The organism is Fructobacillus broussonetiae (assembly GCF_018437275.1).
Lineage (GTDB): Bacteria > Bacillota > Bacilli > Lactobacillales > Lactobacillaceae > Fructobacillus > Fructobacillus broussonetiae.
Map to the genome: position 1 here is coordinate 163,847 of NZ_JAAMFK010000001.1, position 15,622 is coordinate 179,468.

Sequence of the window (15,622 nt, forward strand, 5' to 3'; positions counted from 1 at the left end):
TGATATGAAAAAAGCAGCCGATTGAGGGCTGCTTTTTTGTTTACCAAATTTTCGTTAAAACGTGCGTCGCTTCGCGGTCAGGGCCAACCGCAAACGTGTGAAGCGGAATGCCGACAATCTCGGAAACACGAGTCAAATACTGGCGGGCGTTGTCTGGTAATTCGTCGATGCTTGTCACACCGCTGATGTCTTCCGTCCAGCCGGGAAGCTCTTCGTAGATTGGTTCGCAGCGGGCGACTTCTTGGTTGCTGGCGGGGTAGTAATCGATGATGTTTCCGTCCAAGCGGTAGGCCGTCGCAATCTTAATCGTCTCGAAGCCAGTCAAAACGTCGAGGCAATTGACGGACAACTGCGTCATCCCCGAAATCCGAATCGCGTGACGGAGAACCACCGTGTCCAACCAACCGATTCGGCGGGGGCGCTTCGTCACCACACCGTATTCGTGGGCAACTTCGCGGACGGTATCGCCGATTTCGTTCTTCAATTCGGTTGGGAAGGAGCCTTCACCAACACGGGAGGTGTAAGCCTTCGCTACACCGACGACTTCGTTGATGCGCTTTGGGCCAACACCGGTACCAACCGTTGCGCCACCGGCGATTGGGTTCGAGGACGTCACGAAGGGGTAGGTTCCCTGGTCGATGTCCAGCATGCTTCCCTGAGCACCCTCGAAGAGCACTTTCTTGCCGGCGTCCAAGGCCTGGTTGATGAGGTATGAAGTATCGGCGACCATTGGCTTCAATTTCTGGCCGTAATCCCTGTACGCTTCATAGAGAGGTCCAAAGTCAATCGGATCCACCCCGTAGAGCTTCGTGAGAAGCTCGTTTTTTTCAGCCAAAGTGGTCTTTAAACGCTTCTTCAACGTCTCCGGTTCAATCAAGTCGCAGACGCGGATCCCGATACGCTGAACCTTGTCCATGTAGGCCGGACCGATACCCTTTTGCGTCGTGCCGAGCTGCTGTTCCTTCTTTTCTTCCTGGAGGCGATCCAGCAGGCGGTGGTAGGGCATGATGACCTGCGCGCGGTCCGAAACCGTCAGGTTATCGACGACCACGCCGTGTTCCTTCAGGTAGGCAATTTCGTTAAAGAGGGTCTCCGGGTTCAATACCACACCGTTCCCGATGATATTTTGAACGTTTTTAAGCAGAATGCCCGATGGAATCAGCTGCAGGTGCAGCTTCTGATTGCCGAAAACCAACGTGTGTCCCGCGTTGTCACCACCCGAGTAACGCACCACGTAATCCGCTTTCTGACTGAGAAAGTCCGTAATCTTCCCCTTTCCTTCGTCTCCCCATTGACTTCCGACAATAACTGTTGCTGGCATTTTTATAGCTCCTGTTTTCTGTGTCTTTAACTCAACGACACAATCATAACGGACAACTTTGCAAAACACAAGGACATTATTCGTCTATTACTCGTATTTATACGGGCGAATGGTCATAATGCGACTAATTTACGATAAATAAACGGACAATCGTTCGGTTTCTGTGTTAAACTTTAATTATTCCAGAACAGAATATAAGGGGTACCACATGTTAATTCGTTACGCTCATCCCGCCATGCAGCAAATCTGGTCAATGGAAAACCAGTACAAGACCTGGCTCTCGGTTGAAATCGCCATTGATGAAGCCTGGGCTAAGCAGGGTCTGATTCCAGCGGTCGACCTGAAGGCCATCCAAGAAAACGCCGGCTTCGATCTCAATCGCATCGGAGAAATCGAAGCACAGACACACCACGACGTGGTCGCCTTTACCCGCGCGGTATCGGAGACACTGGGCGACGAGAAGAAGTGGATTCACTACGGTGTCACGAGCACGGACGTGGTCGACACGGCCAACGGTGTGCGCCTCAAACAGGCCAACGCCATTATCCGCGAGGACTTGGAGGCTCTGCACGAGCTCTTAAAGAAGCAAGCCGTTCAATATAAGGAAACCGTCATGATTGGTCGTACGCACGGTGTGCACGCTGAACCGACGTCCTGGGGCTTCAAGCTGGCCCGTTGGTACGATGAAATCGAACGTCAAATCAAGCGTTTTGACGAGGTAGCCACTGCAGTCGAGGTTGGCCAAATCTCTGGTGCGGTTGGGACTTTTGCAAACATCTCCCCAGAAATCGAAGAGTCGGTCTGCGAGTCACTCGGACTGCATAACCAGCCCATCACGAGCCAGGTGCTTCCACGCGATTTACACGCCGATTACCTGGCCACGATTGCCTTAATTGGATCGTCGCTCGAAAGCTTCGCGACCGAAATCCGCTCGCTACAACGCACGGAAATCCGCGAGGTGCAGGAGTTCTTCGATAAAAAACAGAAGGGTTCATCCGCCATGCCGCACAAGCGCAACCCAATCGGCTGCGAAAACATCTCCGGACTGGCCCGCGTGCTGCGAGGCTACCTGGTGCCCGCCTACGAGGACATCACGCTCTGGCACGAGCGCGACATCTCACACTCATCCGTCGAGCGCATCGTACTACCGGACGCAACGAGCCTGCTGGACTACATGCTGACGCGCTTCACGAAGATTCTGCGCCAGCTCGAGGTCTATCCGGACCGCATGAAGGAGAACCTCGACAAGACCGGGGGCCTCATTTACAGCCAGCGGGTGCTACTGAAGCTGATTGACGCTGGCCTAAGCCGCGAAGCCGCCTACGATTTGGTCCAGCCCTTAACCGCAAAGGCCTGGGACGAGGAGATTCCCTTTGAGGCCCTTGTAAAAAAGTCGCCTGAAATTCAGGCGACACTCGGCGAGGATGCTTTGTCCGACGCATTCGATTATCAGTACCACCTCCGCCGTGTCGATGAGGTGTTCAAGCGACTAGGGCTTAACTAAACTAAACTAAATTAAAAAGACTTTCAGCTTAATTTCTGAAAGTCTTTTTTTCGTATAAAAAAGCACTCGACAAGCGAATGCTTTTCTTGATTAGTAATCTGTTAAAACAACGTAGTCCACTGTTTTCAAACTGGAAACGGTAGAACCTCCTGCGTATGAAATAGCCGAAGCTAAATCTTCCTTCATGGCTCGCAAGGTATTTTCAAGAGGGCCCTTATAATCAACCAAAAGGCTACGACCTTCCACGTTGTGATCGTTTCCTTTTTGCTGGGCGGAAGCGGAACCGTAATAAGCTTTGTATTTTTTTCCGTTTTCTTGAATGAGATCACCAGGTGTCTCGTCGTGGCCGGCAAACATAGAGCCAATCATGACCATCGTTGCCCCAAAACGGATCGACTTCGCTATGTCACCGTGGTGACGAATCCCACCATCAGCAATGATTGGCTTAGTTGCAACCTGAGCGCATTGGGCGAGGGCAGCGAGTTGCCAGCCGTTTGTTCCAAAGCCAGTCTTGTCCTTGGTGATGCAGGCCTTCCCCGGACCAATACCGACCTTTGTGGCATCAGCTCCGGTGGCTTCTGCTTCTACGATGGCTTCGGGTGTTCCCATGTTACCAACAATTAAAAATGTGTTGGGAAGTTTTTTCTTGATGTAAGCAACCATTTTAAAAACATAGTCGGAATGAGCGTGAGCAACATCGATTGTAATGTATTCGGGGCTAATTTCGGCTGATTCAAAGCGATCAATCAGGTCGTATTCGTCATCTGTAATTCCAAGACTAATCGAAGCAATGAGTCCTTTCTCCTGCATCGATCGAACAAAGTCAAAACGCGATTGCGGGTTAAAGCGATGCATCACATAGAAATAGTCACGAGAAGAAAGCCATTCGGCTAAACTTTGATCAATGACAGTTTCCATATTTGCTGGCATGACCGGGAGGTTAAACGTATGATTTCCGAGTTTAACCGTCGTGTCAGCATCGCGGCGGCTCTTCAAGATACTTTTCTTTGGTAAGAGGCGAATTGCATCGTAGTCAAATGTCTTCATTTTATCTCCATTCATAAGAAAACAGCGTACACAACAAGAAGGTTTCCGATTAAAAAGCTATCTGGTGGAAAGAAAGTTTGTTTTCCTGTTTTTTTATTCGAATATCCATTTATCAATATACGTGTTTAACCGAATAAAAGCAATCATTTGATATCAAAAACGCCGTTTTTTACTAAAATATCGGTTGAAGTCTCTTCTGAACGTAATTTATATTCGGTTTTTTTCTTTCACTGCTCTTTTTGAACAAGAAAAAACACCAGGATATCCTGGTGTTTTATTCATTTAAACATTAGTCTGTTGAAAAAAAACTTGTCCGTTTTCAAAGCTAGCGATTCTAGCCAAAGATTTGATATTGGTTAAGCCCGCGTCTAAAACATTTTGACGTCCTGGCTGAAAGGCCTTTTCACTTACAATTCCTGCACCAACAAAGGATGCACCGGCGTCATCCGCTAGCTTTTTTAACCCAAGCAACGCCTGTCCATTGGCCAGAAAATCGTCAATTAGCAACACATTGTCTTCCTTGGTCAAAAAGCGCTTGTCGATTCGAATGACCTTAGTCGACTGCTTCGTGTAGGAATAAACATCAGCCGTGTACACATCGCTATTGAGAATGCGTGACTCGCTCTTTCGAGCAAAGACAACCGGTACGTTTAACGCTAGGCCAGCCATGACAGCCGGAGCAATTCCGGAGGCTTCAACGGTTAGCACCTTCGTGACGGTTTGATCTGAGAATAGGCGTGCGAACTCGTCGCCCATTGCAGCAATTAATTGTCAAAAAGGAATCGACCTTTAAGATATCTTCACCAAGCACGCGCCCTTCTTTTTTAATCCGTTTTTCAAGTTCCTTCATCGTGTTTCCTCAGCTTTCTGCGGTTTTGTTGGCCAGCCGTTGAGCAAGACATTGAGTGTCACAGCAACGATTGTGGTGACGACAACGCCGTTTGAAAGCACAATCTTTAATGCATCAGGGACTTGGCTTAGAAAAGTCGGAACCGAACCAACCGTTAAACCAGCTCCAATGGAAAGGGCGGCGGTTAATAGGTTAGCTTCTTTGTTCAATTCAATTTTACCAAGGATTTGAATTCCTTGGATAGCAATCGTTGAAAACATAACCATCATGGCTCCACCGAGGACAGCGTTTGGAATAATGGTTGCCAACGCGCCAAATTTAGGTAACAAGCCCAAAACAATTAACAAGCAGGCGGCGTAATTGGTTGCTTGCTTTTTACACCTGACAAGCGAACAACGGCAACGTTTTGTGAGAAAGTTGAATAGGGAAAGGTGTTAAAGATTCCAGACAGAACAACCGCGAATCCTTCAGCACGATAGCCGCGGGCCAAGTCCTTTTGTTCAAGCTTTTGTCCCGTTAAATCAGAGAGTGCGAAGTAAACACCGGTTGCTTCGACCATGGCCGTTAACAGGATGATTATCATCGTGATGGATGCTGACCAAGAAAAAGTGGGCATACCTAAGAAGAATGGGCGGGGAAGATGGAACCAGGATGCGCCAAGCACCGGCTGGATAGAGACTGCACCAAAGAAATAGGCAGTGATTGTCCCCAAAATAATTCCAAGTAAAATCGCGATGGCCTTGATGAAACCATGCATAAACTTCATCAGTAAAAGAATGATGGCAATTGTGGTAAAACCAATCAAAATATTTTGCATTGAACCAAATTTAGCGGCTTTTAAATTGCCACCTCCCCAGTTTTGAAGGGCGATTGGTGTCAAGCTTAAGCCAATAATCTTAATGAGCGATCCCGTTACGACAGGCGGAAAAAATTTACGTAAACGCGCAAAGCTTCCAGAAATTAAAATCACGAACAAACCAGTAATAATTGTTGAGCCATACATCGCTCCCAATCCAAGTGTCGAACCGATACTAATTAACGGTAAAACAGCTTGAATTGAAGAGCCAAGCACAACAGGCAAAGCCATTCCTGTAATTGGTGTTTTCTTTAATTGTAAAAGCGTGGCAATACCGGTACAAAAAAAATCAACTGAAATTAAGTAGGCCAGTTGAGTCGCTGAAAAATGAAGCGCTGTTCCAATCATGAGTGGGACAAGGACAGCACCGGCATACATTGCCAAAACATGTTGCAAGCCAAGTAGAAACGCTTGGACTTTCGAAAGTGAGTTTGGGTTTTCCACGGGATCTCCTTCAATAGTTCAGTGCACTCTTTAGTCATTATTGGTCTAAAAATACAAACACTGAGTCTCTATTAAGAAGAAAAGCGCAGAAACAAAAAGCGCTTTAAAACCCTTGGTGCTAGTCGTCCTTTTGGCCGGACGGTAGAGACTCGGTTAGCATTAAAAACCGTATATAACTCCAAAGTATGTTTTTATTTTAGCACAAAAACCGTACGATGTGTTGGATTAGAAAATTCAGCATCATTCTTCTTCTTTCTTCAAACGTGCTAACATGATTAGTAACAGAAGAATGAAATATTTCCTTTCATCAATTAGCGTTAAACTGGATACAGGAGCTTAATTCATGGCAAATGGTGTAAAAATTACCGATTTATATGCTTTAAAAAGTCTCGGAGAACCGTTCGTAAAAGACGGAAAGACCTATTTTACGTCCACTCGCTTAGATGATAAGACAGATAGTTATTTGTCAGATATTTACTGCATTGATAGCGATAATGATATCAGCAGACTTACAAATGAAGGTCAAAATAAGACGCCATTAGTGATTTCTGGCCAACTATTTTACCGGAAAAAGCTCGCTGACGGACGTTTCCAGATCATGAAGCAAGACCTGGCCAAACAGGGCAGGGAAGGAAAGAGCAGGTCACATCGGCTGATTCCGTCCAGCAAATCCTCCTCGCCAACGAAGCGCAGGGCAGGGGGCCATCTACTTTAAGACTGCACGAACAGTGCAGGGGACAGATGAATTAGGCATCCGCCACATCACGAGGGTCGAGAACTCGGCCGACGGGGTGGAGTGGTTACCAAAGCAGGCCACGTTCACGCTGAAGAGGCTAGACATCGCAACTGGCGAGGTGAAGACCTGCTGGAAAAGGGCATTGACTTCGACCTGCAAGACGTGGACAAGAACGAAGAAAAGGTTTTGTACCTAAAGGGCAAGGAGCCGAAATCAGAAACGGGAATTGACGACACAAATGCTGTCTGCCTGTATGATCTGACGACTGGTAAAGAAGAAATTCTGACCAAAAGCGTTCCAAACGGTGAGTTTACGGACGCAAAGTTCTCACCAAAAGAAGACAAAATTGCGCTGATTGGCTCAGACTACGAGGACTTCTCGGCTACGGCTTACAATTTGTACTTATACGAGACAGAAAGCCAAGAACTAACCAATATTACGCCAAGCAAAGACTTAGAAGTCGGCTACGGCCACACGGTCGATTCGAATTTTAACAGCGGACGGAGCAAGGTCGGGGGTCTCTGGCTAACTAACGACCGGTATCTGTTCCATTCCTATCACAATGGGCACAGCCAGCTCTATATTTGGAGCAAGAGCTGTACTCAGTTGATTGATGATCAGCACCGGGACGTCTACGACTTCGCAAAGGCAAACGAAAACGAACTGATTATCATGGTTTTAACGACTGAAAAGCCATCTGAATTACGTCGCTTTACGATACAAAATGGCGAAGATGAGCTTCTTTACAACCCAAACGAGGATTACGAGAAGAGCCATGACTATGCCCAAGTTGAACGCTTTACGCTGCCGTCTAGAGACAAGAAGTACGAACTGGAAGGGCGCTTGCCGAAGGCGCTCACGGCAAAGGAAAAAGCACCGCTGATCCTCTACATTCACGGAGGAGCACACGATGCTTATGGGGACACGTTCTTCCACGAGTTCCAGGCGTTGGCCAACGAGGGCTACACCACGTGTTAAGTGGAATGACTAATCAAGTATCAGCAGATACGGGACAATCAGGTACTGTTAAAATGAACGGTAAAGATGGAACGGTCAATTTCTCATCTGGTGGAAGCGAAGCAGTAATTAATTTGAGTTTAAACGGTGAATCCGTTTATTGTATCAACCCCTTTGTTATTGTTCATGATGGCGCTTTGGCCAGTGCTTCAGGGAAAAGCCAAGCAACACAGGCTATTTGGTCGCAAACGACAGACTATAAACGTGCCCTGGCTAATAACGTTGCCTATGTAGAATCGGCCGCTGGTGCAGGGTCTGATTCAACAACCTATACTGCTACACAACTAGCGATGTGGTCTGTTCTTGCAGGACAAAACGGTGTTGATGGACTTTATCCTGGTTCAAATAATATTGATATTTCAAAAATGCACAATGTTCTTGGTTGGAAAACATTGACCTCTGCATTGCCAATCATTCAAGCTAATGTCGATGCCGGCCATCGTATTACGATCGTACTCCGTGCTTTAAGTATTTCACGGAGTACTTTTTATAATTGGCTGCACCACGTTCCAAGTAAACGAGAACAAGAGAATCAGTGGATTCAAGCAAGGGCCAAAGAAATTTGGTTATCCAGTGAATCTTGTCTATGGCTATCAACGAATAAAAATCGCCCTACACCGACAAAAAATTGATGTCGGTGTAAGGCGATTATGGGGTTTATTAAAAGAGGCAAACTGTCAATCAGTGATGACCAAAAAATATCGTAAGCCAGTCACTGAAGTTCTTTACGCACAACGCCCGAACCTGGTTAAACGACTTGATGACCAGTCTGGTGTTTGGTCGGCAGATGTCACTTATGAACGGTCTATGATCCAGAAAATCGAAAAGTATTAGCGCATCAGCTAGGTTCAGTTCGAGATGGCCGTTTTGTCTCGGATATTTTGTTAGAGCCATTAAGCCAGTATCCAAAACCGACTTATCTGCACAGTGATATGGGGAGCGAGTACACGAGTAGTATCTTCGAAAATTTACTGGAGACAAATCAGATTCACCACTCCTATTCCAAGAAAGGGCACCCTTGTGACAATGCGAGAATCGAGGCTTTTCATTTAATTTTAAAGAGAGAATTGATTTATCCAAATCGATTTAAAAGTAAATTTGAGCTAGTGGCTCGGATTTCGCGGTATATTCACCGATATAATCATGAACGCATTCACACATACGAATCAAGCTCGGTGATGTAAAAAAAGTGTCTAACTTATTGACATACGAGCAAACAGCATAGCGACCGCCAGCGCGATAGGGTAGCCGAAGAGAATTTCGTTCCAGAAACGATCATCGATTCCCTGTGCCAGATAGACGTTATAAGTCGACATCCCCAGCACCATCAAGCCGGCCATCACCAGCATAAAAACAAGTTTTTCTTTTAAAATACGTGGCATACTGTTTCTCCTTTAAAAACAGTATCCAATTTAGCACAAATAAATTTTCTTCGTAAGTAACATTTTGATTACAATTTGATTGTCTCTTTAGCCTGTTTTTTAAGCGGTAAAGTCGGTGCCTTAATCCGCACAATCTTTGCAATCAAATAAGTCAAAACCGCTATGAATGCCACGGTAATGATGACCGCTTCGAACTGACCGAACAGCAACTCAATGTGTCCGTCAATCAAGCCTGCGACAGCTGTTTCAGAGTGCTTACTTGCAAATACTCCGGTCAAAATGGCCCCGGTAATGCCACCAACTTCGTGAATTCCAAAGGCGTCTAAGGGCTCGTCGTATTTGAAAGTGCGCTTCAACGTCACCGTTCCAAAACGAATGGCTGGGGCACCGAAGAAGCTCATTACAATGGCCGCCCAGGGTGCAACGAAACCAGCGGCAGGGGTAATCACAACGAGTCCTGCTAATGCCCATTGAAAATATCGGTAACCGTAACTTGCCCATTGTAGCGATATGCTAAAGCGGAAAAGGCGATTAAAGCCGCTGCCGAAGCCAAGAACGTGTTGACCATTGCCAGCCCAGCCTGGTCATTAGCAGCCAAGGCAGATTCGCCGTTAAAGCCGAACCAACCAAGCCACAGCAAGAGCCCTCCAATGAAAACGTATGAATCCTTTGGTGTTACCGATTTTTTCTGCAAATGAGGTCCAACCACCAGCGCCAGCACAAGTGCTGTCACACCAGACGAAATGTGAACGACCGTTCCACCGGCAAAGTCAATGGCGCCCAATTTGGCGATAAATCCGTTGTCCCAAACCATGTGGGCGAGGAGGGAATACACAACAATCAGCCAGAGTGTCGTGAACAAAAGCAGGGATTTTGCCTTGATTCAACCAATTAGTGCGCCCGCGAAAATCGCAACGGTGATGATAGCAAACATCGACTGGAACAAAGCAAAAGTCGCATCTGAAATCGTTAAGCCACGACTCGATTTCGCAAAAGAAATATCATTGAGACAAAGGTGGTGGACAATCGATTGCCAACCATTTTGCCCGGAAAAGGCGAAACCATAGCCAATCGTAAACCAGAGCAACGTGACGAGCCCGATGATAATGAGCGAGTCCTTTAAAATCGGCAAGCGGTTCTGACTTTCGCTATTTCCAGCATAAAATAAACCTAAACCTGGCGTCATGAGCCAGACCAATAAGGCGGCAATTAAAATAAATGCGGTGTCTCCTGTGTTCATATTGATTTCCTTTCTATTCCAAACAACTATAAAAAGTAGTTTAAGCTTATTAACAAGAAACAATACAAAATTGGGTAGGTTGTTAGACAAACTAACGCAAATAACCCTAGTTAAATTAGTCAAAGATAAAAGCCAACCTAGAACAAAGGCTGGCTTTTTGCGCTGTTATTAATTATTTTTCAACGAGGGGATTAAGCTTCGGCAATGCGGCGACAAATTGGTCGTAGCTGGCTGCTTCCCTTGTCGGAGCGGTCTGCAAAGTACTCAAATCAAGTTGGCCGCTCTGAAGTGCTTCTTCTGACACTAAGACCGTGTCTAAGAAGGTTGCGTTCCCAATTAGTTCAATCCAGGGCCGATTACCTTCGTCATGAATTCTCGTCTTCACCATGCCACCGAGATTGTAAACGATGATTGGTTGACTCGCATCGAAACTGTCCGAATGGTTCATGGCATAGGCATAGGATGTAGCAGACATTCCCGTTCCACAAGCATTCGTGAAGCCGACGCCACGTTCAAAGGTGCGGACAAAAAGCTTGTTTTGGCCCAACACTTTACCGAAATTCACGTTCACGCCGTCTGGAAAGTATGGATTTTCACTGTTTAGGCGTTTTCCCAACGACCCCAAAGTCTCATCCAATTCACCGGCGGTTGTCACGAAAGAAATCAAATGTGGGTTCGGCACTGCAATGGCCGAAAAAGTCAGGTGCGAATCAAGCTCGGGTAATTTCCGTTTAATGATTTCATTCGTTTGAAAGCCCGTAAAGGGGAAGGCCTCTTGATGAAATGAAACAGGCGAAATTTCAACCGAGAAGGCAGGAACACCAGGGGCAAAATCTTTTTCTTTTTGGACTCTTAGATCGGACTTTTCTGTCTCAACTGTAAAGGAACTTTGATCAAATTTTTCGGACAAATAACGGGCGACTGTCCGCAATCCATTCCCACACATTGAAGCGATACTCCCATCTGAGTTGATCACTGTCATCTTTCCAAGCGGGCCATCATGGGTCGGAGCGTCAACCACCAATAACCCGTCGGCACCACTCCAAGTAGCACTCTGTTGACAAATTTGCACCGTTAGCCTGGTCAGCGTTTCGCAGGGCAGGCGTTTTTCCAAAAGAGTTTGGTCAAGTAGATAAAACTGATTTTTGGAACCGTGGACGTGAATCAAATTAATCATGGACATTCTCCTCAAAAAAGTGATAGTAGATGGTCGCGACTGCTCTTTTACCATCCACCTTATTCGTACCGAGCATCGCCGAAATTTGCGATGCCCCCTGGTTAATCATGTTAACGGGGATACCATTGTCGCGCAGTGCATCGAGTGCTTCCGCAACCGTCGACTGCTGATCAAACATTCCTTCGCCAACCATCATGATAATCGCGTAATCCTCAATCCAGCGCATTTCATCAGGTTGCAACGATTCTTGAATGGCCGCAATAATGGCCGTGATTTTTTCTTCATTCAGTTGCCGGTTGTCGAAAATAATCGTCAAGTCGTCAATTCCAGACGGCATGTGTTCGTATGAGAGGCCAAAATCATAGAAGATTTGCAACAGTTTCAAAGTCAACCCAACCTCTTGATTTAAGAGATAACGGTGAATATAGATTGCTGAAAAGTGTTCAGAATTTGTAATTCCTGTAACAGGACGCTTTTCATGCACGTTTTGTTCTGGAACAATCAATGTTCCACGATCGGAAGGGCAATTCGTGTTCTTAACGTTAATCGCGACCTGTCCCTGAATCGCCGGAATAATGGCTTCATCGTTAAAGACTGAAAAACCTGCATATGAAAGCTCTCGCATCTCGCGATAAGTCATCTCTGCAATCGGGATAGGGTTTGACACAATATGCGGATTAACCGAATAAACGGACGAGACATCCGTGAAGTTTTCGTATAATTTAATGCCAAAGCCACGGGCTAAAATTGATCCGGTAATATCCGAACCTCCACGTGCAAAAGTTGAAATCTGCCCGTTATTTGTGACGCCATAAAATCCAGGAACAACTAAAATTTCATCTTCAGCGTATTCATATTTTGACAAATTGGTATAGGCTTGATCAGTGACGGCTGCGCTGTCTGGATTTCCAGCTACAATCAACCCTAATTCCTCAGGGGAAACAAAACGTGCGTTGTGACCTAATTTTTTCAGAACGAGGGTCATTAACAGCGCGTTTAATTTCTCACCATGCCCTTTGAAATAGGAAAGTCGGTACTGACTTTCACCATTAAATTGATCGCTCAAATGAACAATTCGATATAAAATATCTTTGAAATCAAGCGCATCAACATGGAAATAATCGGCAATCTCTTGGTAACGTTCAATCAATCTTTTTTGAATCTTTTTTGTATTTTGGTCTAGTAAGGATTCATGTGCGTATTCAATTAGTAAATCCGTTACTTTCTCGTCGCTTTCGTTGCGTTTTCCAGGAGCGGATACCACTACGACCCGGCGCTCTTTATTCGCCAATATAATGTCCACAACCTTTTCATATTGTGAACCATTTGCTAAGGAGGAACCACCAAACTTAACCACTCTATCCATTTCCTCATACTCCTTTTGTTTTTCTAATTTGATTGCATTGTAGCAGTGTTATTTTTTAAAGCAAGCGCCCAATTAGTCTAAAACAATCGTTTTTTCTCGGCCATAGATGAAAAAAATAAAATTAAATATTTTTAATAAAAAGTTGTTGACGGATTTCAAAAGTTAGGGTAACATTTAGTCATCGAAGAGGTTGCGACCACGATGAGTAAGTTAGTCGAGTTCCTGTGTGAACGATGACACTAACTGAAAGGCAAGGTTGCCGAAGCGCTTCAGGGACACAGACTGAGGTAAGCTGGGACATCGCTTAACAGGCGATGAACTGTCACGATTTAATCGTGTTGCGCTTTCGACATTTGAAACCAAATTTAAGTTTTTTGACGAACCATTGGATTCTCCTGTACAAAGTGTAAAACCACTTTGTACGGGAGTTTTTTTATGGTTTTTTTTACTAGAGGAGAGGAAGAATGAACACACAAATTCGAGCAAACCAAATCAGCGAGGCAAATCATTTAATCATTGGTGGTTGTGATGCCATTTCCTTAGCCAAAGAATTCGGTACGCCACTTGTTGTTTATGATGTCGCTCAAATCAAACAGCAGTTTCAAGATTTTCAAGAAGTTTTCCAAGAAAACGCTGTTGATTACGCCGTGTCTTACGCCAGCAAAGCCTTTGCCAACACGGCGATGTATCAATTAGTTCAGAAAATGAACGGTCACATCGATGTCGTTTCCGCTGGAGAAATTCAGTTAGCCCTGCACGCTGGTTTTTCTGCAAGCCAGATGACCTTTCATGGCAATAACAAATCCCGAGAAGAATTAACATTAGCCGTTAAAGCTGGCATTGGCGTCATCGCTTTAGATAATTTCCATGAAATTGACTTGCTTCATCAGATTTTGGCAGAACAGCAACGAAGCGTCGACGTGCTGCTTCGAATTACGCCTGGTATTTCAGCCCACACTCACGAATACATTCAAACCGGACAAGTTGATAGCAAGTTTGGTTTTGACCTTGAATCAGGGCAGGTTGATCAAGCGCTTCAAAAAGCATTGCAAGAACCAAACATGAACGTGCTTGGCATTCACGCCCACATCGGTTCTCAAATCTTTGAACTCGCTGGCTTTGAAGGAGCAAGCGAAAAGTTAGTTGACTTGGCAGCCCGTTGGCAAAGAGAATACGACTTTGAAACCCAGGTCTTAAATGTTGGCGGTGGCTTTGGTATTCGCTATGTGAGTGACGATCAGCCACTGGCGCCACAAGATTTTGTGGCTACAATCATTCAAACGATTAAGAAAAGAACGCGAACCCTTGGCTTAAGAACGCCGGCCATATGGATTGAGCCTGGTCGTTCGATTGTTGGTCCAGCAGGCTATACCCTTTATACCGTTGGCGCTCGAAAAGACGTACCTGGTATTCGTTCCTATTTGGCAGTCGATGGTGGAATGGGAGACAATATTCGACCGGCTCTCTATGGCGCAGCATACGAAGCAGTTTTGGCCAATAAGCCAGAAGCACCGGCGAGTGAAATTGTCCGGATTGCTGGTAAGTATTGTGAATCAGGCGATATTTTGATTCAAGAACAGGCGATTCCAGAAACTAAGCCGGGTGACATTATTGCAGTGTTGAATACAGGTGCATACGGTTACTCGATGGCTTCGAATTACAATTTGAACGTTAAACCGGCAATCGTCTTTGCGGAAGGAGGCCGGGCGACATTAGTCACAAGGAGAGAACGAATTGAAGATATTGAACGGCTCGACTTTAACCTAGACGGTAGCCAACGTTCTTAACTTTGGAACAAAAAGCATCCTAAACAGTCATGAACGATTTGTTCACGTGTTAATAGAAGAAAACGAAATTTTTGTTCCCAAAAAATGCGCGTGATGAAGTAGAAACAAAACGACTTTAGACTATGGTAAAAGCGACTTTAGACTAAGGTAAAAGCACAAATTTAATGAAAGAAAAGGTGATCAACATGAAAGAAATGTCCGCACAAGAAATTATTCAATACATTGGTTCAGCGAAGAAGAAAACAGAAACAAAGGCTTACATAAAGGGTGATTTAAGTAAGTTAACTTATTCAAATGCACTGCGAGTCTTTGGCGATGAACATGTGGCAACAGTTTTTGGTGACTGGTCCGACATTGCGGCGCTGCTGGAACAGGACGGTATTGACGATTTCGAAATTGAGAACAACGTCCGGAATTCTGCGGTGCCACTCTTGGACTTGAGGAACATTAACGCTCGTATTGAACCGGGCACGACGATTCGAGACCAGGTTCAAATTGGTGATAACGCGGTAATCATGATGGGAGCTGTCATTAACATCGGTTGTGAAATTGGCGCGGATTCAATGATTGACATGGGCGTTGTAATGGGCGGCCGAGCGGTTGTCGGAAAGCATTCGCACATTGGAGCTGGTGCGGTTTTGGCAGGTGTGATCGAACCGGCCTCCGCCAAACCGGTGGTGGTTGAAGACAACGTGTTGGTCGGTGCGAATGCCGTGATTATAGAGGGGGTTCGAATCGGTGAAGGTGCCGTGGTGGCAGCGGGTTCCATTGTGACGAAGGATGTCGCCCCATACACGGTCGTTGCTGGAAATCCAGCCCGGAAAGTGAAAGACGTGGATGCCAAAACGGAATCAAAGACGGGATTGGAAGATGATTTGAGAAAGTTGTGAGAGAA

The 15,622-nt window shown here is 45.6% G+C and carries 11 protein-coding genes, 4 pseudogenes and 1 riboswitch; of the genes and pseudogenes, 7 read left to right on the forward strand and 8 right to left on the reverse strand.

Annotation, left to right across the window (positions count from 1 at the left end):
* Positions 1 to 40: 40 nt before the first annotated feature.
* Positions 41 to 1,321 (reverse strand): adenylosuccinate synthase, encoded by a 1,281-nt coding sequence (locus tag G6R29_RS00775; RefSeq protein WP_213808454.1) that lies wholly within the window; start codon positions 1,319 to 1,321, stop codon positions 41 to 43.
* 208 nt (positions 1,322 to 1,529) lie between these two features.
* On the opposite strand from G6R29_RS00775, the gene purB reads away from it, so the two are divergent.
* Positions 1,530 to 2,825 (forward strand): adenylosuccinate lyase, encoded by a 1,296-nt coding sequence (purB, locus tag G6R29_RS00780; RefSeq protein ID WP_213808455.1) that lies wholly within the window; start codon positions 1,530 to 1,532, stop codon positions 2,823 to 2,825.
* A 90-nt stretch (positions 2,826 to 2,915) separates the two neighbouring features.
* Here purB and G6R29_RS00785 read toward each other — a convergent pair whose 3' ends face one another.
* The 3 genes and pseudogenes from G6R29_RS00785 to G6R29_RS00795 all read right to left on the reverse strand — a co-directional run bounded on the left by G6R29_RS00785 (position 2,916) and on the right by G6R29_RS00795 (position 5,956).
* A complete protein-coding gene (locus G6R29_RS00785) occupies positions 2,916 to 3,872 on the reverse strand; it encodes a GMP reductase (protein ID WP_213808456.1) in 957 nt (318 codons plus the stop codon).
* A 282-nt stretch (positions 3,873 to 4,154) separates the two neighbouring features.
* Positions 4,155 to 4,722 (reverse strand): annotated as a pseudogene (locus G6R29_RS00790) (xanthine phosphoribosyltransferase).
* Positions 4,719 to 5,956: pseudogene (locus G6R29_RS00795) on the reverse strand (nucleobase:cation symporter-2 family protein). Before G6R29_RS00795 ends, G6R29_RS00790 begins: the two co-directional pseudogenes overlap by 4 nt.
* A 409-nt stretch (positions 5,957 to 6,365) precedes the next feature.
* On the opposite strand from G6R29_RS00795, the gene G6R29_RS00800 reads away from it, so the two are divergent.
* From G6R29_RS00800 to G6R29_RS06630, 4 genes and pseudogenes are all read left to right on the forward strand, one after another.
* Complete coding sequence (locus G6R29_RS00800) at positions 6,366 to 6,737, forward strand: hypothetical protein (protein WP_213808457.1); 372 nt, start codon at positions 6,366 to 6,368, stop codon at positions 6,735 to 6,737.
* Between the two features lie 81 nt (positions 6,738 to 6,818).
* Positions 6,819 to 7,736 (forward strand): alpha/beta hydrolase family protein, encoded by a 918-nt coding sequence (locus G6R29_RS00805; protein ID WP_213808458.1) that lies wholly within the window; start codon positions 6,819 to 6,821, stop codon positions 7,734 to 7,736.
* A gap of 5 nt (positions 7,737 to 7,741) precedes the next feature.
* A complete protein-coding gene (locus G6R29_RS00810; RefSeq protein WP_213808459.1) occupies positions 7,742 to 8,407 on the forward strand; it encodes a thioester domain-containing protein in 666 nt (221 codons plus the stop codon).
* 183 nt (positions 8,408 to 8,590) lie between these two features.
* Positions 8,591 to 8,959: pseudogene (locus G6R29_RS06630) on the forward strand (transposase); the annotation flags it as partial.
* A 9-nt stretch (positions 8,960 to 8,968) separates the two neighbouring features.
* On the opposite strand, the gene G6R29_RS00820 reads toward G6R29_RS06630, so the two are convergent.
* The 4 genes and pseudogenes from G6R29_RS00820 to G6R29_RS00835 form a co-directional block, all read right to left on the reverse strand.
* Positions 8,969 to 9,157, reverse strand: a complete 189-nt coding sequence (locus G6R29_RS00820; protein WP_213808460.1) for a DUF2798 domain-containing protein — start codon at positions 9,155 to 9,157, stop codon at positions 8,969 to 8,971.
* A 68-nt stretch (positions 9,158 to 9,225) separates the two neighbouring features.
* Positions 9,226 to 10,397: pseudogene (locus G6R29_RS00825) on the reverse strand (ammonium transporter).
* Between the two features lie 172 nt (positions 10,398 to 10,569).
* Positions 10,570 to 11,574: a diaminopimelate epimerase gene (gene dapF, locus G6R29_RS00830; protein WP_213808461.1), complete on the reverse strand. Its 1,005-nt coding sequence runs from the start codon at positions 11,572 to 11,574 to the stop codon at positions 10,570 to 10,572.
* Positions 11,567 to 12,940: an aspartate kinase gene (locus tag G6R29_RS00835; protein ID WP_213808462.1), complete on the reverse strand. Its 1,374-nt coding sequence runs from the start codon at positions 12,938 to 12,940 to the stop codon at positions 11,567 to 11,569. The genes dapF and G6R29_RS00835 overlap by 8 nt, the downstream gene beginning before the upstream one ends.
* 176 nt (positions 12,941 to 13,116) lie before the next feature.
* Positions 13,117 to 13,295: riboswitch (Lysine riboswitch) on the forward strand.
* A 109-nt stretch (positions 13,296 to 13,404) separates the two neighbouring features.
* Between G6R29_RS00835 and lysA the strand changes: the two genes are divergently transcribed.
* Positions 13,405 to 14,727 (forward strand): diaminopimelate decarboxylase, encoded by a 1,323-nt coding sequence (lysA, locus tag G6R29_RS00840; RefSeq protein WP_213808463.1) that lies wholly within the window; start codon positions 13,405 to 13,407, stop codon positions 14,725 to 14,727.
* Positions 14,728 to 14,912: 185 nt separating this feature from the next.
* Complete coding sequence (gene dapD, locus G6R29_RS00845; protein ID WP_213808464.1) at positions 14,913 to 15,617, forward strand: 2,3,4,5-tetrahydropyridine-2,6-dicarboxylate N-acetyltransferase; 705 nt, start codon at positions 14,913 to 14,915, stop codon at positions 15,615 to 15,617.
* The last annotated feature ends 5 nt before the right edge of the window (positions 15,618 to 15,622 follow it).